Origin of the sequence: Rhodococcus sp. RDE2 (assembly GCF_020885655.1) — a bacterium.
In the GTDB taxonomy this organism is placed as follows: Bacteria; Actinomycetota; Actinomycetes; order Mycobacteriales; family Mycobacteriaceae; genus Rhodococcus; species Rhodococcus pyridinivorans.
The window spans coordinates 3,145,756-3,164,495 of the sequence record NZ_AP025186.1 but is presented as its reverse complement, the minus strand read 5'-3'; the positions used below and the strand labels follow the sequence as shown (position 1 = coordinate 3,164,495).

Genomic DNA, 18,740 nt, shown 5'->3' with positions numbered 1-18,740 from the left:
AACTCGGGCAGACTACGCGGCTGCGGGCGGCGACTTCCAACCGCCTACAGTCTGGGCGTGGGCAACTCTCCTCTCCCGGTCGAGCGGATCCGCACCCTCGACGCTCGGCACCTCTGGCACCCCTACGGCGCGTTTCCGGCGACCACCGAATCGTTGGTGGTCGACCGTGCCCACGGTACCCGGATCGTCCTCGCCGACGGTCGTGAGCTGGTCGACGGCATGAGTTCGTGGTGGGCCGCGGTGCACGGATACGGGCATCCGGTCCTCGACGCCGCCGTCCGCGATCAGCTCGACCGCATGAGCCACGTGATGTTCGGCGGTCTCACCCACGAGCCCGCCGCACGGCTCGCGGAACTGCTCGTCGACATCACCCCCGACGGTCTCGACACGGTCTTCCTCGCCGACTCGGGTTCGGTGTCGGTGGAGGTGGCCATGAAGATGGCGGTGCAGTACCAGCGTGCCGTCGGCAGACCGGGACGGCGTCGCCTGCTCACCTGGCGCGGCGGCTACCACGGCGACACCTTCGCCCCGATGAGCGTGTGCGACCCGGAAGGCGGCATGCATGCACTGTGGACCGACATGCTCGCACGGCAGGTCTTCGCGCCGGCCCCACCGGCTCACTTCGATCCCGGCTACGTCGCGCAGTTCGAGGCGGTTCTGCTCGAGCACGTCGACGAGCTCGCCGCGATCGTCGTCGAGCCGGTCGTCCAGGGTGCCGGCGGCATGCGCTTCCACGACCCGCGGTATCTGCGCGAGCTGCGCAGGATGTGCGACGAGCACGGACTGGTGCTGATCTTCGACGAGATCGCGACCGGTTTCGGGCGCACCGGCGAACTCTTCGCCGCCGACCATGCACAGGTGAGCCCGGACGTGATGTGCGTGGGCAAGGCACTCACCGGCGGATACATGACCCTCGCCGCGACACTGTGCACGCGGGCCGTCGCCGAGGCGATCAGCGCGGGGGAGGGCGGTGGCGTGATGCACGGTCCGACCTTCATGGGCAACCCGCTCGCGTGCGCCGTCGCCGTCGCGGCGGTCGAACTGCTGCTCTCCCGCGACTGGAGGGCCGAGGTGGCGGCGGTGAACGCGGGACTGACGGAAGGGCTCGCGCCGGCACGCGAGTTGCCGGGGGTCGCGGACGTCCGCGTCCTCGGAGGCATCGGCGTGATCGAACTCACCGATCCGGTGGACATGCGCGCGACCACCGACGCCGCTGTGGCGGCCGGGGTGTGGCTGCGGCCGTTCCGCAATCTCGTCTACGCGATGCCGCCCTACATCTGCTCGGCCGACGATCTCGCGGCGATCACCTCGGGGATGATCGCCGCCGTCGGCGCGAACACCCGGTGACCGCCGCGGTCAGCGGACCGCGGTGAGGAACTCCGCGATCGCGTCGGCCACCGCCGTGGGGGTGGTGACGTGCGCGAAGTGCTCGTGCCCCGAGAACTCGACCAACCGGGTGTCGGGCATGACGGCCCGCAGGGCCTCGGTGGCCACGACGTGGTGCTGCGCGGTCCGCGAGCCCTGCAGGAACAGGGTCGGGGTCGTGACGGAGGCGTACCTCGCGACATCCGGCCCGTGACCGTCGATGACGCGCAGTTCGCGCACCCAGGTGGGTGCCAGCTCCGCCATCCGGGACCAGATCGGGGTGCCGCGCAGCCGATCGACCCCTGCTGCGGGGACGCGGAGGATGTCGATCATGGCGATGGTGAGCGCGCGGTCGAGGTCCCCGGCGTCCACTGCTGCCGCATACGGTGCGAGGGCGGCTCCGGCGAGCGGCCCGGCGACCGGCACCGGCGGTTCGTAGAGGACGAGTCCGGGCACGTCGACTCCCGAGGCGACCGCCGCGAGGGCGCACAGTGCGCCGTAGGAGTGCCCGACGAGCGAGGCGTCCGGTCCGGCGGCGTCGAGAACCGCGGCGATGTCGGCGATCTCGGTGTCGATCGAGTACGCGTCGGCGTCGCCGCTGAGCCCGCGCCCGCGCCGGTCCACGAGATGGACGGTGAAGCGGTCCGCCAGGACGGAGGCCACGCGCGACCATTCGTCCCCGGTCGCGATGCTGCCGTGCACGACGACGAGACCCGGTCCCTGCCCGAGCCTGCGGAATCCGATCGTCGTTCCGTCCCGGGACTCGATGTGGACGACCACGTCACCTGCCTTTCGTCGGGGTCTGCCGGACCGTCCGAGCCTACGATCCGAGCCGACCGATATGGCGACTTGAACGGTGTTCAAGTATGGTCACCGCTCATGACCGCACATCCCGCCCTGGCGTGGCTCGACGACACCGCGGCGGCGCGACGCGCAGCGGGTCTGCACCGCGACCCCGTCGTCCGCACCCCCGGCTCGACCGTCGTCGACCTCGCCTCCAACGACTATCTCGGCCTGACCGGCCATCCCGAGGTCCTCGCGGGAGCCACCGCTGCCCTGCGGCGATGGGGAGCCGGTGCCACCGGATCGCGTCTGGTCACCGGCACCACCGCCGAACACGAACTCCTCGAACGTGAACTCGCCGACTTCGTGGGGGCCGACAGCGGCCTGGTGTTCTCGAGCGGATATGCCGCGAACCTCGGTGCCGTCGCCGCCCTCGGCGGCAGGGACGCACTGATCGTCTCGGACGCCGGTGGCCACGCCTCGCTCGTCGACGCGTGCCGACTGTCCCGCTCGAGGATCGTCGTCACGCCCCACAACGACGTCGACGCGGTCGCGCACGCCCTCGCGACGCGCACCGAGGCCCGCGCGCTCGTCCTGACCGACTCGGTGTTCAGCACCGACGGCGACCTCGCGCCGTTGCGGGAACTGCATCGCGTCTGCCGAGCACACGGCGCGTTGCTCCTCGTCGACGAGGCCCACGGAGTGGGGGTCCGCGGCGCGGGGGGCCGCGGACTCGTCCACGAAACGGGCCTCGCCGGCGAGCCCGATGTGGTCGTCACCGCGACGCTGTCGAAATCCCTTGCCTCCCAGGGTGGAGCCGTCCTCGCCGACGGGCGTGTGCGGGAACATCTCGTGGACACCGCCCGCACCTTCATCTTCGACACCGGACTCGCCCCGGCCGCCGTCGGTGCCGCCCGGGGCGCGCTGAAGGTGCTGCGCGCTGAACCCGCCCGTGCCGCTGCCGTGCTCGAGCAGGCCGCGCACCTGGCTCGTCTCACGGGCGTCGAGGCGCCGCCGTCCGCGGTGGTGTCGGTGATCCTCGGCGATCCGCACGTCGCCGCCGACGCCGCGGCGCGATGCCGCGACCGCGGTGTGCACGTCGGCTGCTTCCGTCCGCCCTCGGTGCCGGCCGGCACCTCGCGGCTGCGCCTGACGGCCCGCGCGAACCTCACCGCCGACGAACGCGCCCTCGTCGACGAGGTGCTCACCGACGTCCTCGCGGGAGCCCGCGCGTGAGCGTCCTCGTCGTCACCGGCACGTCGACCGATGTGGGCAAGACCGTCGCGACCGCCGCGCTCGCCGCGAACGCCGTGGCTGCGGGACTGCGGGTCGCGGTGTGCAAACCCGCCCAGACGGGCGTGAGGGACGACGGGCCGGGTGACCTGCAGGAGATCCGGCGACTGGCCGGGGACCGTGTCCGGCTCGTCGAACTCGCGCGGTACCCCGATCCGCTCGCACCCGACACCGCCGCGCGGCGCAGCGGACGCCCGCTGCTCACCCTCGACGAGATCGTCGGCACCGTCCGGAGGCTCGACGCCGAGCACGACCTCACCCTGGTCGAAGGTGCGGGAGGTCTGCTCGTCCGGCTCGGCGCGGGTGGCTTCACTCTCGCCGACGTCGCGGCCGCGCTCGGAGCGCCGGCGGTGATCGTCGCCGCCGCCGGATTGGGCACACTCAACCACACCGCGCTCACCGTGGCGGCGCTCCGCTCGGCGGGGGTCGAGTGCATGGGGGTGATCATCGGATCCTGGCCTGCCGCACCGGATCTGGCGGAACAATGCAATCTCCACGACCTCCCCGACGTCACCGGCGTCCCTGTCGTGGGCCGGATCCCGGCCGGCAGCGGCGCACTCGCTGCCCGTGTCTTCGCCGCCCGTGCCTCCCGGTGGTCGGATCTGCCGCTCCCGACGAAACGGCGTGCGGGCGGATCTTCCGCTGTACTGTGATGGATGCCACACTGCAACTGGCCTGTTCCCATCGTGTCGGCCGGCGCGACATGCCGATACCCGCTACGGAAGGGACATGTCGACCGCTCGGCCCGGAGGTACGGATGTCCATCAGCGAATTGCAGGAACTTCAGCGCACCGCCGCCCACCTGCGCCAATGCCTCGGATCCCTACGATCGCGCTACGGGGACGCAGCCCCGGTGAAGAGGCTGTCGAACGACGTCGAACGTCTCGACATCGACATACGCGACTTCGCCGAACATCCTCCGCGCGAGGTCGTCAACAGTCTCGGTGAACGCATCCCGATTCCCGATACGCCGTACGACGATTCGTTGTTCCGCGGAACGGATACGGACGACGAAGGTCTCGGCGGGCTGCACGGCTCGCGGTGAGCACCTCCGAGGCGACGCCGGCGGCGCGCGGTGAGCCGGCCACCGGCGTCCGCTCCGAGGGCCGCGCACGGATCGCCGCGCGGACGCTGCGGATCGATCGCTGGTGGCAGACACCCGCACTCACCGTCCTCGGTCTCGGTGTGTTCGTGGTGTACGCGACGATCCGCTCGTTCGTGCGTAGCGCCTACTACGTCGAGGACTACCACTACCTCACACCGTTCTACTCGCCGTGCGTGAGCGCGTCGTGCGTAGAGGGCGCCCGCCATTTCGGCACGTGGGTCGGCGAACTCCCGATGTGGATCCCGCTCGCCTTCCTGTCGCTGCCGTTCCTCCTCGGCTTCCGGCTGACCTGCTACTACTACCGCAAGGCCTACTACCGATCGTTCTGGTTGTCGCCGCCCGCGTGCGCGGTCGCCGAACCGCACCGGCGCTACACCGGCGAGACGCGGTTCCCGCTGATCCTGCAGAACTCGCACCGCTACTTCTTCTACGCCGGCTTCGTGGTGTCGCTGATCAACACCTACGACGTCGTCCTGTCCTTCCGCGGTCCGAGCGGGTTCGGCATCGGACTCGGCAACCTGATCCTGCTGGTCAACGTCGTGCTGCTCTGGGGCTACACGTTGTCGTGCCACTCCTGCCGGCACGTCACAGGCGGCCGGCTGCGGCACTTCTCGAAACACCCCGTGCGCTACCGGATCTGGACGTTCGTCTCGAAACTCAACACCAGGCACATGCAGTTCGCGTGGATCACGCTGGGAACCCTGATCCTCACGGACTTCTACATCATGCTCGTGGCGAGCGACACCATCGCCGATCTGCGGTTCATCGGCTGACGCGCACGGCACGACACCGGCGGCACCGGAGGAGGGGGAACACGGATGGTGGATGTCGAACGGCACAAGGTCGACGTCGTGGTGATCGGAGCAGGCGGTGCCGGGCTGCGCGCGGTGATCGAGGCGCGGCAACGCGGCTTCTCCGTCGCGGTGGTGTGCAAGTCGCTGTTCGGCAAGGCCCACACCGTGATGGCCGAGGGCGGATGCGCCGCCGCGATGGGCAACGCCAACCCCCGCGACTCCTGGCAGGTGCACTTCCAGGACACGATGCGCGGTGGCAAGTTCCTCAACAACTGGCGGATGGCCGAACTGCATGCCCGCGAGGCCCCCGACCGCGTGTGGGAGCTGGAGACCTACGGAGCGTTGTTCGACCGCACCTCCGACGGCCGGATCAGCCAGCGCAACTTCGGCGGTCACACCTATCCGCGGCTCGCGCACGTCGGCGATCGCACCGGACTCGAACTCATCCGCACGATGCAGCAGAAGATCGTGTCACTGCAGCAGGAGGATCACGCCGAGCACGGCGACTACGAGGCCCGGGTGCGGGTCTTCGCCGAATGCACCATCACCGAACTGCTGAAGGACGCGGAGGGACGCATCGCCGGCGCGTTCGGATACTGGCGCGAGACCGGACGATTCGTGTTGTTCGAGGCGCCCGCGGTCGTCATCGCCACCGGTGGTATCGGCAAGTCGTGGAAGGTCACGTCGAACTCGTGGGAGTACACGGGCGACGGTCACGCCCTCGCCCTGCGTGCCGGCGCCACCCTGATCAACATGGAGTTCGTCCAGTTCCACCCGACGGGGATGATCTGGCCGCCGAGCGTGAAGGGCATCCTCGTCACCGAGGGTGTGCGCGGCGACGGCGGAGTGCTGAAGAACTCCGAGGGGGAGCGGTTCATGTTCTCCTACATCCCGCCGGTGTTCAAAGGCCAGTACGCGGAGACAGAGGAGGAGGCCGACCGCTGGTACGAGGACCAGGAGAACAATCGCCGCACGCCCGACCTGCTCCCGCGCGACGAGGTCGCCCGCGCCATCAACTCCGAGGTCAAGGACGGCCGGGGGACTCCGCACGGCGGTGTCTTCCTCGACATCGCCTCGCGGATGCCGGCCGACGAGATCATGCGCCGCCTGCCGTCGATGCACCACCAGTTCAAGGAACTCGCCGACGTCGACATCACCGCCGAGGCCATGGAGGTCGGCCCGACCTGCCACTACGTGATGGGCGGCATCGAGGTCGACCCCGACACCGCCGCTGCGGCAGTCCCGGGGCTGTTCGCCGCCGGGGAATGTTCCGGTGGCATGCACGGATCGAACCGGCTGGGCGGGAATTCGCTGTCCGATCTGCTGGTCTTCGGTCGCCGAGCAGGTCTCGGCGCCGCCGACTACGTGCAGGGCCTCACGTCGCGGCCGATCGTCGGCGACGCCGACATCGACGCCGCCGCCCGCGCGGCGCTCTCGCCCTTCGATCCGGCCGATGCCGATCGCGCCGAGAACCCGTACACCCTGCACACCGACCTGCAACAGGTCATGCAGGATCTCGTGGGCATCATCCGGCGCGCGGACGAGATCGAACGCGCGCTGCGCGAACTCGACACCCTGCGCGCACGGATCCGCAACGTCGCGGTGGAGGGCCACCGCCAGTTCAACCCGGGCTGGCATCTCGCCCTGGACCTGCGGAACATGCTCCTCGTGTGCGAGTGCGTCGCGCGGGCCGCGTTGCAGCGCACCGAGAGCCGCGGGGGGCACACCCGCGACGACCACCCGTCGATGGACCCCGAATGGCGTCGCACCCTGCTCGCCTGTCGCCTGGACGGCGGCGACCCGTTCGTCCCCGACGTGACGGTCACCGCCGAATGGCAGCAACCGATGCGCCCCGACCTGCTGGAGCTGTTCGACATCGACGAACTCGGGAAGTACTACACCGACGAGGAACTCGCGGACCATCCCGGACGGAGGGGTTGAGATGGGCTACCAGGCGGCGTTCAGGATCTGGCGGGGCGACGCCGCCGGCGGGGAACTGCGGGACTACACCGTCGAGGTCAACGAAGGGGAGGTCGTTCTCGACATCCTGCACCGCCTGCAGGCCACCCAGGCACCGGATCTCGCCGTGCGCTGGAACTGCAAGGCAGGCAAGTGCGGATCGTGTTCGGCGGAGGTCGACGGTCGCCCGCGCCTGACGTGCATGACCCGCATGTCGCTGTTCGATCCCGACGCGACGATCACCGTGACCCCGATGCGCACCTTCCCGATCATCCGAGATCTCGTCACCGATGTCTCGTTCAACTACCGCAAGGCACGCGAGATACCGGCCTTCGCGCCGCCCCCGGATCTGGCGCCGGGGGAGTACCGGATGCAACAGGTCGACGTGCAGCGCTCCCAGGAGTTCCGCAAGTGCATCGAATGCTATCTGTGCCAGAACGTCTGCCACGTGGTGCGCGACCACGAGGAGAACAAGGAGGCCTTCGCCGGTCCCCGCTATCTCATGCGCATCGCGGAACTCGAGATGCACCCGCTCGACGTCGCCGACCGGCGCGACGTCGCGCAGGACGAGCACGGCCTGGGTATGTGCAACATCACCAAGTGCTGCACCGAGGTGTGCCCGGAGAACATCCACATCACCGACAACGCGCTGATCCCGATGAAGGAACGCGTCGCCGGCCGTCGCTACGACCCGATCGTCTGGCTCGGCAACAAGCTGTTCCGGCGCTGAACCGGACGCAGGAACCGGCTCAGTTCACGCGTTCGGCGACCAGCGGAACCAGCTCGTCGAGCGCGAACGGCACCGACAGCACCGAGTTCGTCGAGAACGCCGCGGAGATGTCGGAATCGCTGTCGAGCACGAGGAACCGGCCGTCGCGCACCGCCGGGATCTGCTGGAAGACCGGATTGTCGGTCACCTCGGCGGCCGGCACGTAGATCGGCAGCACGATCAGCAGGTCGGAGTCGAGCATGTCGAGGTTCTCGTCGGAGACGGTGATGAAGAAATCGTCCGTCGCCGCGGCCTGCACCTGCGGATTGTTCACGAAGCCGAGCTCGGTCATGAAGTCGACGCGCGAGTCGCCGACGACGTAGGCGCCCCACCCCTCCGACGTATAGGACGCGACGGTGACGGTCTTGCCCGCGAACTCCGGATTGTCGGCGGCGGCCTGCTCGAAATCCGCATCGATCTGCGACAACAAGTCGGCACCCTTGTCCGGGACACCGAGCGCCGCTGCCACGGAGGTCACCTGGTCGTCGAGCGACGTGAGATAGGCGTCGCTGCCTTCCGGGCCGCCGACGGTCGGGGCGATCCCCGACAGAGTCTCGTAGCGGGCCTGCTCACCGGAGCTCTTGGTGTCGAGGATCAGATCGGGTTCCTGCGCCGCGAGCAGCTCGAAGGACGGTTCGATCGTGCCGATGAGTTCCGGCGGCGAGTCGTACAGGCCCTGCGCCCACGGCCCCACGCCGTCGCCGCCGAAGGCGAGCCAGTCGCTCGCCGCCACCGGCTGAACACCGAGCGCCAGTGCGGTTTCGGCGTCGCCCCAGCCCAGAGCCGCGACGCGTTCGGGGGCGGACTCGATGGTGACCTCCCCGAACTTCGTGTCGACGGTGACGGGGAAGGCGCCGTCGGCCGGAGCCGAACCGGAGTCGGACTCCGTGTCGGAGGATCCGCACGCGGTCAGCGCGATCGCGGTGGCTGTGAACAGAGCGGCGGAACGGAGCAACGCAGCGGATCGGCGTGTCATGACGGGCCTCGAGTCTGTCGAACAACAAGTGAGGCGATCCTAACCCGGTGGGGTGACCGAAGGTGAAAACCCGCCGGAAACCGCGCAGGACGGCTGCTCGAGCGCGCACTATGTGTCCGTGACCCCACCTGACGACGGTCGGCCGGCACGGGCGAAGCTGGTGCTCGCCTCCTTGATCCTCGTCGCCGCCGTGGCGAACCTGAACCTCGCCGTCGCGAACGTGGCACTGCCCGACATCGGGAAGGCGTTCGACGCGAGCCAGACCCAGCTCAACCTGGTCGCAGTCGGCTATTCCGTCGGCCTCGCCGCGTCGGTGCTCTACCTCGGGGCCGTCGGCGACCGCTACGGACGCAAGACGATGCTGCTGCTCGGCATGGCCTTGTCGGTTCCCGCCTCCGCAGTCGCCGGATTCGCGCCGAACACCGACGTGCTCTTCGCCGCCCGGGTGCTCGGCGGCGTCTCCGCCGGTCTGGCGTTCCCCACCACCCTGGCCCTGATCACCGCCCTGTGGTCGGGCGCGGCGCGCACGCGCGCCATCGCGTTGTGGTCGTCGATCGGTGGCGGCCTGACCGCGCTCGGCCCGCTCGTCGCCGGCATGTTGCTCGAACAGTTCTTCTGGGGATCGGTCTTCCTGGTGACGATCCCGCTCGCGCTGATCGCGCTCGCCCTGACCTGGATGTTCGTGCCGAGCCACGTCAACGAGTCGACCGACCCGGTCGATCATCTCGGCGGCCTCGTCTCGGTGGTGCTCGTCGGTTCGCTCGTCCTGGGCATCAACTTCGTGCCCGTCGACGGGATGAAGACCATCGCGGTGTCCGCCCTGGTGATCGCTCTCGTCGCGGTGATCCTCTTCGTGATGCGCCAGCTGCGCGCGGCGAATCCCCTGTTCGACCTGCGGGTCGCCCGGCGTCGCGTGTTCTGGGTCGCGGCCGTCGCGGGCATCATCGTGTTCGGCACCCTGATGGGCACGATGTACATCAGCCAGCAGTACCTGCAGAACGTGCTCGGCTACTCGACGCTCGCGGCAGGATCGGCGGCGCTGCCCGCCGCATTCGTGATGGTGCTGGTCGCACCGCAGTCGGCGAAACTCGTCGGGTCGCGCGGCTCCCGCTTCACCCTGCTGTCGGGTTACGTCGCGATCGTGGCCGGACTCGTCGTCGCACTGATGCTGTGGAACGAGGACGCGCACTACTGGGTGATCGCCCTCGGATACATGTGCCTCGGCGCCGGCGTCGGTCTCGCCGGTACCCCGGCCTCGCATTCGCTCACGGGATCGGTGCCGGTCTCCCGCGCCGGAATGGCCTCCGGCACCGCCGATCTGCAACGCGATCTCGGCGGCGCGATCGTCCAGTCGATCCTCGGAGCGCTGCTCACGGCCGGATACTCGGCCTCCCTCGCCGCGACGATCGCGGCGAGTCCTCAGGCCACGGCCGTCGACGAGCAGACCGAGACCGCACTGGAGAAGTCGTTCGCGGGAGCCGTCGGGATCGCCGAGCACTATCCGCAGTACGCGCCGCAGATCATCGAGGCGGCCCGGTCGGCCTTCCTCGACGGCGACACCCGCGCCTACACGGCCGCGATCGCGATCGTGCTGGTCGGAGCAGCGTTGGTGGCTCTCGCGTTCCCCTCACGCACGGCCGAGATCGCGCTGCTCGAGCGGTACGCCGAGGAGGACGGCGACGCGACGGTCGACTTCCCTGGGGAACCGGCCCACTGAACCTCGGATCGACACATCGCCGTCATCGCCCCGTATGCGTCGGTCCGGCCCTCACCCCGAGTGCGACCAGCGTCCGACGTCACCCCGCTCGAGCGCGACGGCGAGCAGTTCCGGGAAACGGTCGGGCGTGCACGCGAAGGCGGGAACTCCGAGTTCGGCGAGTGCCGCCGCGTTGTCGCGGTCGAAGGACGGTGCCCCGTCGTCGGACAGCGCCAGCAACACCACGACCTGCACCCCCGCGGCGAGCATCTCCCGGATGCGCGAGAGCATCTCGGCGCGGATACCGCCCTCGTACAGATCCGAGATGAGCACGAACAGCGAATCGGCCGGGCGCGTGATCAGCGACCTGCTGTAGGCGATCGCCCGATTGATGTCGGTGCCGCCGCCGAGCTGGGTGCCGAACAGCACGTCCACCGGGTCGGCGAGCTTGTCGGTCAGATCCACCACCGCGGTGTCGAAGACGACCAGCGAGGTGCGCAGCGCCCGCATCGACGCCAGGACCGCCGCGAACACCGACGCGTAGACCACGCTCGACGCCATCGACCCGGACTGGTCCACCGCGAGCACCACGTCGCGTTTCACCGCCTGGGAGCGGCGCCCGTAACCCACCAGCTTCTCGGGCACCACCGTGCGATGCTCCGGCAGGTAGTGGGCCAGGTTCGCGCGGATCGTGCGATCCCAGTCGATGTCGCGCAGCTTCGGATTCGACGTCCGCGACGACCGGTCGAGCGCACCTGTGACGGCGGCACGGGTGTGCTGCGCGATGCGAGCCTCGATCTCGCGCACGACCTTCTCGACGACCGTCCGTGCCGTCGCCTTGGTGGTCTCCGGCATCACGCGGTTCAGGCTCAGCAACGTGCCCACGAGGTGCACGTCCGGTTCGACGGCCTCGAGCATCTCGGGTTCGAGGAGCAGCCGGGTCAACCCGAGCCGATCCACTGCGTCGCGCTGCATCACCTGGACGACGGATGTCGGGAAGTAGGTGCGGATGTCGCCGAGCCAGCGCGCCACCCGAGGTGCGGATGCGCCGAGACCTGCGGTACGCGGTGCGGTGCCGTCGCCGGGCGCGGTGTCGTACAGCGCGGCGAGCGCGGTGTCCATCGCGCTGTCGTCGGACGAGGACAGTGAGCCCGTGGAGTCCTCCGCGGCCTCGCCGAGTGCGAGCCGCCAGCGGCGCAGGCGTTCGGTGTCTCCGGATTCGGTTGTCATGCCGACACTCCCAGGATCGACGCGGTGGCGGTCAGGGCGATCCGGCCGCGGTCCACGGCGGGCGGTGCCTCCGTGCGGCGGGTGCGTTCGCCGCGCACCGTCTGCCCGAGCAGGCGTCGCTCACCGAAGGCGAACGACCCGAAGGTGCGTCGGAGGACAGGCAGGACGTCGACGAAATCGTCGTCGGTGAGGCCGCTGATCCATTCGTCGACGAGGTCGAACAGTGCGCTGTCGTGGACGAGCAGGAGCCCGCCCCCGCCGAGGAATCCGTCGATCCAGCGTGCCTTCGCGGGTGCGGGTGACCCCACCGACAATGCCCGCGCGACCCGCACCGCCGCGTCGTGTTCGCCGAGTCGGCCGGTGTCGCGCAGCATCCGGGTGGTGCGCCCGACGAGCAGACCGTCGACGTCGTCGCGCTCGCTCACCGACGTCAGCGTGTCGAGCCATCGACCGGTCGCGCTCGGGTCCTCGCGCAGCGCGAGAGCGAGGTGCACATCGTCGATCGCGGTGCGCAGCGCATCGGCGGCGTCGTGGTCGAGACCGGTGACCGCCGCCGGGAGACCGGCGCACACCCGCGCGAGCAGGGCGTCGCAGACGTGGTCCAGGGAGGACAGATCGGTGCCCCGCACATCGCCGTACCGGACGGTGCGCACGAGGGTCGGTAGTGCGCTCATCAGGTGCAGCACATCGTGATCGAGTGCGGCCGCCGCGTCGATCGCCGTCACCAGCAACGGGATCGTGGTCCGCAGGTCGGCGAGCAACGCCCGTTCGAGCAGTTCGGTGAGGTCGGCGAGCGCGATCCCGGAACGTGCGGCACGGTCGGCCACGGTGGCGCCCGCTGCGGATTCCACCGTCGTGCCCCACCGGGACGCCTCGACGATCGCCACCGACAACTCGGGTTCCCACCGCAGCGTCCAGGTCTCGCGGAACGTACCGGTCGAGCGCACCTCGCTCTCCGTGGGCGTGCCCCAGTCGATCCCGAGCAGAGCCAGGCGGTGCAGCAGTCGCGACCGCGCGACGTCGATCTCGCGGCGCAGGTCCAGATCGAGGTTCTTCGCTTCGGCGGACCGCTTGAGGCGCAACGACTTCGCATTCCGCTGCAGGTCGGTGTCGAGCGGGACGGTGGGGGTGTCCTCGGAGACGGAACCGAGTGCCTCGCCGACGACGAGCCGCCGCGTGACGAGGTCGAGCAGGACGTCGTCGCCGTCGCACAGCACCGATCGGGTCGCCTCGACGACCTCGTCGAGTCCGGCCGCAGCGCGACCGCGCAGCGCCGCGAGCGTGTCGGCGAGGCGCGTCGCCTCGATGACGTGGGCGCTCGAGACGGGAAGATCCTCCTCGCGCAGGACACGGGCCACGCGGGTGAACCAGCGTGCGGTCGTGTCCGCGGGCTGTGTGAACAGATGGTGGTACCAGCCGGGTGAGGTGATGCCGGCGCCGTAGCCCGACGACAGCGACAACCGGGAGTGGCTCCACGGCACCCATGTGAGAGTGGTCTTCACCTTGGGAATGCCCTTGAGCAGACGCGCGTCGGGGGCGGCCGGTCCGAGTCGGCCGGTCAGTGCGGGCGCGTGCATCGCCCCGCACACCACGGCGATCGCGCGGGCCCCGGCCTTGACCGTTGCGCGCAGCACCTGCCGCATGTGCGCCTCGCGTCGCGCGGTGTGGTCGTCGATCCCGACATCTTCGCGCAGCACGCGCATCGCGTCGGTGATCTCGTCGAAGGCCTGTGCGGTGCCGTGCTCGACCACCGCGTCCCACCACTGCTCGAAGTCGGCGTAGCCGCCGGCGCGGGCGAGCATGCCGAGCAGGTCGTCGGTCGCGCGGTCGCCGACCTCGCGTTCGGCGGCGAGCGACATCGCCGCCGGAAGGTCGCAGAACCGCACGTCGGCATCGTGCAGGTACGCCCAGCGCAGGGCCTGCCACTCGGGCGAGAAGGCCGCGAACGGCCAGAACGCCGCCCGCGCCGGTTCGTCGCGGGCGTAGGCCAGCAATGCGACCGGGGGGACCATGTCGTCGGCCGCGGCGAGCGCGAGCACCGGATCGGCGTCCGACGGACCCTCGATGAGGACGGTGTCGGGTTCGAACTCGGCGAGTGCCTGCAGGACCGCGCGCGCCGAACCCGGTCCGTGGTGCCGGATCCCGAAGACCCGGATCTCCGCGGGCGCATCCGCGCGGTCGAAGAGAGCGTCGGTCACCCGGTGATCTCCCGGCACGCCCGGTAGAAGTCGGTCCAGTCGCCGCGTTCGCGGACGACGGCCTCGAGATATTCGTTCCAGACCACGCGATCGGAGACGGGGTCCTTGACGACCGACCCGAGGATTCCGGCGGCGACGTCGGAGGGACGCAGCACCCCGTCGCCGAAGTGCGCCGACAGCGCCAGACCGCCCGTGACCACCGAGATCGCCTCGGCGGTGGACAGCGTGCCCGACGGGGACTTCAGCTTGGTCCGGCCGTCGGTGGTGACTCCGCTGCGCAGTTCCCGGAACACCGTCACGACGCGGCGGATCTCCTCCGCGGCCGCGGGCACGGCGGGCAGTTCGAGTGCGGCGCCGAGTTGTTCGACGCGGCGGGTGACGATCGAGACCTCGTCCTCCTCGCTCGCCGGCAACGGCAATACGACGGTGTTGAACCGTCGACGCAGCGCGGACGACAGGTCGTTGACCCCGCGGTCGCGGTCGTTGGCGGTGGCGATGACGTTGAACCCTTTCGTCGCCTGCACCTCGATGCCGAGTTCGGGGACGGGAAGCGTCTTCTCCGACAGGATGGTGATCAGCGCGTCCTGCACGTCGGCGGGAATGCGGGTGAGTTCCTCGATGCGTGCCACGGCGCCGTCGCGCATCGCGGTCATGACCGGGGAGGCCACCAGCGCGTCGGCGCTCGGCCCTTCGGCGAGCAGCCGCGCGTAGTTCCAGCCGTAGCGCACCGACTCCTCGGTCGTACCCGCTGTTCCCTGCACGAGCCGGGTCGACGAACCGCTGATCGCGGCGGCGAGATGCTCCGACACCCAGGTCTTCGCGGTACCCGGCACACCGAGCAGCAGCAGTGCCCGGTCGGTCGCCAGGGTCGCCACGGCAACCTCGATCAATCGGCGCGGGCCGACGTACTTCGGGGTGATCACGGTGCCGTCGGACAGTTCGCCGCCGAGCAGATAGGTCACCACCGCCCACGGGGACAGTTGCCACGACGGCGGGCGCGGCCGGTCGTCGAGTCGCGCGAGCGCCGCGAGTTCGTGCGCGTACTGCTGCTCGGCGTGCGGGCGCAGCAGGTCGGTGCCGGTCACGGCGGTCTCGGACGTGCCCGTCTCGGGCGTCGCGACCTCGTCGGTACCGACAACTGCAGGGGTCGACTCGAAGTCGGTCAACTCAGCTCCTCGTGGATCGTCTTGCGGAGGGTCAGGGTGTCGGCTGCGCTCGCGAACAGGTGCAGGCGACCGAGATCGTCGGTGCGGTTCGCGGCGTCGGCCAGCAGATCGGCCAGCTCGAACGGTGCCCGGTGGGCGAGCAGCGTCAGGACGTCGCGCACCACACGGGTGGTCGTCAGCTTCGTGTACAGCGCGGTGAGCACCTTCTCGGCGACATCTCGCGGCCACGGCGCCGGGAGCGCGGCGAGCAACGCGTCGTCGAGAACCGCGGGCGGCGACGTCTCGCGCAGGTGCGCGAGCAGGATGTCGCGAGGTACGACCCGGGCGACCGACGTGTCGACGGTGCCGTCGCGTCGCAGCAACGCCGCGGCCCATCCGCTGTCGCGTTGCCGGACCGCCGCGCGGCCCCACGCGTCCGTCAGTGCCGTGCGGATGGCGTCGTCGACGTCGAACTCCGGCAGCACCCCGTCTCCGGCGTGCTCGCGCCACACCGACAGCGGAGCGGCCGCGACTGCCGCCACCAGCAGATCGCGGGCCGGACCGTCGGAGAGACCGTCGCGGAGTGCGCTCTCGTCCGGCCGTTCGGGGACGGCGAGGGTGACGGTCGAGCCGTCGACGAGCAGCCATTGCCGCACTCGTTCGGCCATGCGTCGCGCGAACGCGGAGTCGTGGAGGCGGGGAAGAAGGTCGAGCGCGACGGCGCGAACCTTGCGGCTACGGTCGTCGAGGGCGCGCTCGAGCAGGTCTTCGTCGTGCGGACCGAGACCGACCGCGAGCAGGGCGACGAGTTCGGCCCGCTGGGCGGCGGTCTGCGCACCCCATGACGCCGCGAGCGTGGCTGTCGCCGCGGCCGGATCGTGCGCGCGGAGCACCTCGAACCATCGGCGTCGCCGGGCGGGCGGACCGACGTGCCAGGGCGTGTCGTCGAGCGGGTCGGGTGGCAGCAGATCGGCCCATTCCGGGTGGCGCGCGGCTACCCAGCGTCCGCGGGCGCCGGTGAGAGCGATCAGCCGGTCGCGGTGCACCGAGTCGGTGGTCGCGACGATCAACAGGTCGACCACGATGTCGTGCGACGCGCGGAACCGGGCCGCCACCTCGAACCATTCGTCGAGCAGCGGGGAGCGGACGGCGAGCAGCGCGCGCAGGCGTTCGGCAGCCGCGCCGGGAAGGACGGGACGGTCGTCGTCCGGGGCCGGCGACGGCCGTTCGCGGACCACCGGCACGGTCGCGGCGGTGAGGAAGGTCGCCTCCAGGGCGGCAGCGGCGAGCAGTGTCGCGGCGGGGTCTCCGGCGAGTTCGCCCGCGGCACCGGCCGTGTGCAGCGCGCCGAACTCCGGAGCGGAGCGTGCCGTTCCGAGAAGTGCTGCGGTCGTCAGCGATTCGGGCAGTGTGCTCACCAGGTCATCACCTGTCCTCCGGTGAACAGGGAGACCGGGGCGAGAGCGGTTCCGTCCCAGTCGCCGCAGACCGTCACGGGACGGCCCCCTGCGACAGCGTGCAGCCGCCAGCGGCTGTCGTCGTCTCCGGTGAGCGGCAGTGCCCGTCCGGACGGGTCGACGACGTACCATCCGTCTTCACTGTCGGTGGGAGTGACCGCGTCGAGCAGGACGGGCCAGGTGCGCAACCACGGATCTGCTCCGCGCATGCGGGCGTACTCGTCCAGTGCGGCGTCGAGTCCGGTGGCGGGCAGGGTTGTGAACGGCTCCGTCTCCCCGTGCTGCCGGCCGAGCACCGCCCGTAGTGGGGCCGCACCGGGGTAGAAGTGCAGATCGGCATCGACGAGCGACCCGGGGAAGGGGAGCGGCGCGGCGAAACGTGCTGTGCCGTGTGCGAAGTCGAGCAGGATCGCCCAGCGTCCGCTCGACCGTCCCCGCAACCACGTCTTGCGGGTGAACATCCGGCTCTCCTCGGTGACGCGGACGGCGAGGACCTGCCAGCGGTCGCGCACGGCCGGTTCGGCGCGGACCTCCTCGCTGCGGGTGCCGAAACCGAGATGGGTCTGCAGCGAACGCAGGAGCGGCCTCGGCAGTTCGTCGCGCTGCCGGTACGCCACGGCCATGAGGTGCAGGCGCGCGTACTCTTCGAGCAGCCTGGCGGGCCAATCGGTTTCGTCGTTCACGACGGCGGCCAGGGCGCGCAGTGCCGACGCCACGCCGGGAGCCTGGGCATCCACCATGCGGGCAGCGATCGCCTCGTAGGTGTCGTAGCCGTGATCCACCGCCCCGAGGCCGTGCCGGATGCGGTCGGTCAGCCAGCGGTCGAGGTCGTCGAGTCCTGCCGCGACCCGCTCGGCGCGGCGCTGGGCGGTCGCCGGATCGGGTGCCTTGACCGGCTCGTCCGCCGGGGCGGGCGGTGCGGTGGACGCGGCGCGGGCGGCGAGCCATCCGGTGACGAAGTCGGGTGCCTGCCCCGTGGGTACGGCGCCCTCGGACCAGCGCACGAGCAGCGACAGGGCGTGCTTGCAGGGCAGCTTCCGGCTCGGGCACGTGCACGTGTAGGCGGGAGCGCTCGGGTGGATCGCCGTGCGATACGGCGTGGTGCCGCGTCCGCGGCACAGTCCCCACAGGGCGGTGGTGTCGTGACCGGTCTCGAGCCATGCGGAGGCGACGCCGCGCGCAGCCGTCAGCGAGGACGGATCGGGTGCGACGGCGTTGATCTGCTGGAGGGTCCAGGGGGCGGTCACGAGCGTCGAAGGTAGGAGACGGGTCCGACAGGAACGGCGGGGTCAGGATGTCGCACGGGTCTCCAGACGTGCGCGGATGCCGTCGACGAACAACCGCAGGCCGAACTCGAACCGGACGGCGGGATCGCCGTCGAGCAGTTCGTCGTCGGTCTCGGTCGGCTGTTCGGTCGCGACATCGGGGGACAGCGGTGCGCGGGTGAGCGCGCCGAGTTCCTCGAGCTGCGCGCGGGACTGCTCGTCGACGGTGTGGCCGAGCACGTAGTGCAGCAGCGCGTAGCCGGTCAGTTCGGCGTACGCCCGGGACAGACCCGCGCGTTCGGCGGTGGCCACGAAGGCGTCGCGCGCCCGGGAAGTGGTCAGCCGGGAGGCGTAGCTCGAGGCGACGAGTTCGGCGCCGTCGCGATGGGCGAGCAGCGCGGCGCGGAAACGGTGCGCCAGCTCGGAGAGGGCGTCGTCCCAGGCATCGCTCGCGGGCGGCTCGTCGACACCGTCGAGGATGCGGTCCGCCATGGCGCCGAGCAGGGTCTGCTTGTTCGGGAAGTGCCAGTACAACGCGCCGGGCTGGACGCCGAGCGACGACGCGAGCTTGCGCATCGTCAGGTCGCCGAGCCCGTACTCGTCGAGGATCGCCATGGCGCCGTCGAGGACGTCGCCGCGTCGCAACTGCACTGCTTCTCTGCTCCCGCTTCTCCCACTGCCCGCGGCGGTACCGCGCCGCCGGGG

Annotated in this window: 16 protein-coding genes; 8 read left to right on the top strand and 8 right to left on the bottom strand. The window is 70.4% G+C overall.

What is annotated here, in order from left to right:
- Positions 1-57: 57 nt before the first annotated feature.
- On the top strand, positions 58-1,347 hold the full coding sequence (locus LPH33_RS14755; protein ID WP_160875798.1) for an adenosylmethionine--8-amino-7-oxononanoate transaminase: 1,290 nt from the start codon (positions 58-60) through the stop codon (positions 1,345-1,347).
- A gap of 9 nt (positions 1,348-1,356) precedes the next feature.
- Here the strand turns inward: LPH33_RS14755 and LPH33_RS14750 are convergent, their stop codons facing one another.
- A complete protein-coding gene (locus tag LPH33_RS14750; protein WP_160875800.1) occupies positions 1,357-2,145 on the bottom strand; it encodes an alpha/beta fold hydrolase in 789 nt (262 codons plus the stop codon).
- A gap of 99 nt (positions 2,146-2,244) precedes the next feature.
- On the opposite strand from LPH33_RS14750, the gene LPH33_RS14745 reads away from it, so the two are divergent.
- From LPH33_RS14745 to LPH33_RS14720, 6 genes are all read left to right on the top strand, one after another.
- Complete coding sequence (locus LPH33_RS14745; RefSeq protein WP_229565034.1) at positions 2,245-3,384, top strand: 8-amino-7-oxononanoate synthase; 1,140 nt, start codon at positions 2,245-2,247, stop codon at positions 3,382-3,384.
- The gene (gene bioD / locus LPH33_RS14740) at positions 3,381-4,094 is read left to right on the top strand and encodes a dethiobiotin synthase (RefSeq protein WP_229565033.1); all 714 of its coding nucleotides are present in this window, start codon (positions 3,381-3,383) and stop codon (positions 4,092-4,094) included. Before LPH33_RS14745 ends, bioD begins: the two co-directional genes overlap by 4 nt.
- A 104-nt stretch (positions 4,095-4,198) precedes the next feature.
- A complete protein-coding gene (locus LPH33_RS14735; RefSeq protein ID WP_016694393.1) occupies positions 4,199-4,486 on the top strand; it encodes a hypothetical protein in 288 nt (95 codons plus the stop codon).
- Positions 4,483-5,319: a hypothetical protein gene (locus LPH33_RS14730; RefSeq protein ID WP_145691179.1), complete on the top strand. Its 837-nt coding sequence runs from the start codon at positions 4,483-4,485 to the stop codon at positions 5,317-5,319. The genes LPH33_RS14735 and LPH33_RS14730 overlap by 4 nt, the downstream gene beginning before the upstream one ends.
- A 45-nt stretch (positions 5,320-5,364) precedes the next feature.
- Entirely contained in the window at positions 5,365-7,281 is a 1,917-nt protein-coding gene (locus tag LPH33_RS14725) for a fumarate reductase/succinate dehydrogenase flavoprotein subunit (protein ID WP_229565032.1), read from the top strand.
- 1 nt (position 7,282) lies between these two features.
- Entirely contained in the window at positions 7,283-8,029 is a 747-nt protein-coding gene (locus tag LPH33_RS14720; RefSeq protein ID WP_145691177.1) for a succinate dehydrogenase/fumarate reductase iron-sulfur subunit, read from the top strand.
- Between the two features lie 19 nt (positions 8,030-8,048).
- Here the strand turns inward: LPH33_RS14720 and LPH33_RS14715 are convergent, their stop codons facing one another.
- Positions 8,049-9,044, bottom strand: a complete 996-nt coding sequence (locus tag LPH33_RS14715) for an iron-siderophore ABC transporter substrate-binding protein (RefSeq protein WP_145691175.1) — start codon at positions 9,042-9,044, stop codon at positions 8,049-8,051.
- A 112-nt stretch (positions 9,045-9,156) separates the two neighbouring features.
- Here LPH33_RS14715 and LPH33_RS14710 point away from each other — a divergent pair, with 112 nt between their 5' ends.
- A complete protein-coding gene (locus LPH33_RS14710; protein WP_186455102.1) occupies positions 9,157-10,761 on the top strand; it encodes an MFS transporter in 1,605 nt (534 codons plus the stop codon).
- Positions 10,762-10,812: 51 nt separating this feature from the next.
- Here LPH33_RS14710 and LPH33_RS14705 read toward each other — a convergent pair whose 3' ends face one another.
- From LPH33_RS14705 to LPH33_RS14680, 6 genes are all read right to left on the bottom strand, one after another.
- Entirely contained in the window at positions 10,813-11,970 is a 1,158-nt protein-coding gene (locus LPH33_RS14705; protein ID WP_229565031.1) for a VWA domain-containing protein, read from the bottom strand.
- A complete protein-coding gene (locus LPH33_RS14700) occupies positions 11,967-14,168 on the bottom strand; it encodes a DUF5682 family protein (protein WP_229565030.1) in 2,202 nt (733 codons plus the stop codon). Before LPH33_RS14700 ends, LPH33_RS14705 begins: the two co-directional genes overlap by 4 nt.
- A complete protein-coding gene (locus LPH33_RS14695; protein WP_059381112.1) occupies positions 14,165-15,253 on the bottom strand; it encodes an ATP-binding protein in 1,089 nt (362 codons plus the stop codon). The genes LPH33_RS14700 and LPH33_RS14695 overlap by 4 nt, the downstream gene beginning before the upstream one ends.
- 77 nt (positions 15,254-15,330) lie before the next feature.
- Positions 15,331-16,731, bottom strand: coding sequence for a DUF5691 domain-containing protein (locus tag LPH33_RS14690; RefSeq protein ID WP_085468376.1), 1,401 nt, complete (start codon positions 16,729-16,731; stop codon positions 15,331-15,333).
- Positions 16,728-18,017, bottom strand: coding sequence for an SWIM zinc finger family protein (locus tag LPH33_RS14685; RefSeq protein WP_106199442.1), 1,290 nt, complete (start codon positions 18,015-18,017; stop codon positions 16,728-16,730). The genes LPH33_RS14690 and LPH33_RS14685 overlap by 4 nt, the downstream gene beginning before the upstream one ends.
- Before the next feature lie 42 nt (positions 18,018-18,059).
- Complete coding sequence (locus LPH33_RS14680) at positions 18,060-18,686, bottom strand: TetR/AcrR family transcriptional regulator C-terminal domain-containing protein (RefSeq protein WP_059380986.1); 627 nt, start codon at positions 18,684-18,686, stop codon at positions 18,060-18,062.
- Between the last annotated feature and the right edge of the window lie 54 nt (positions 18,687-18,740).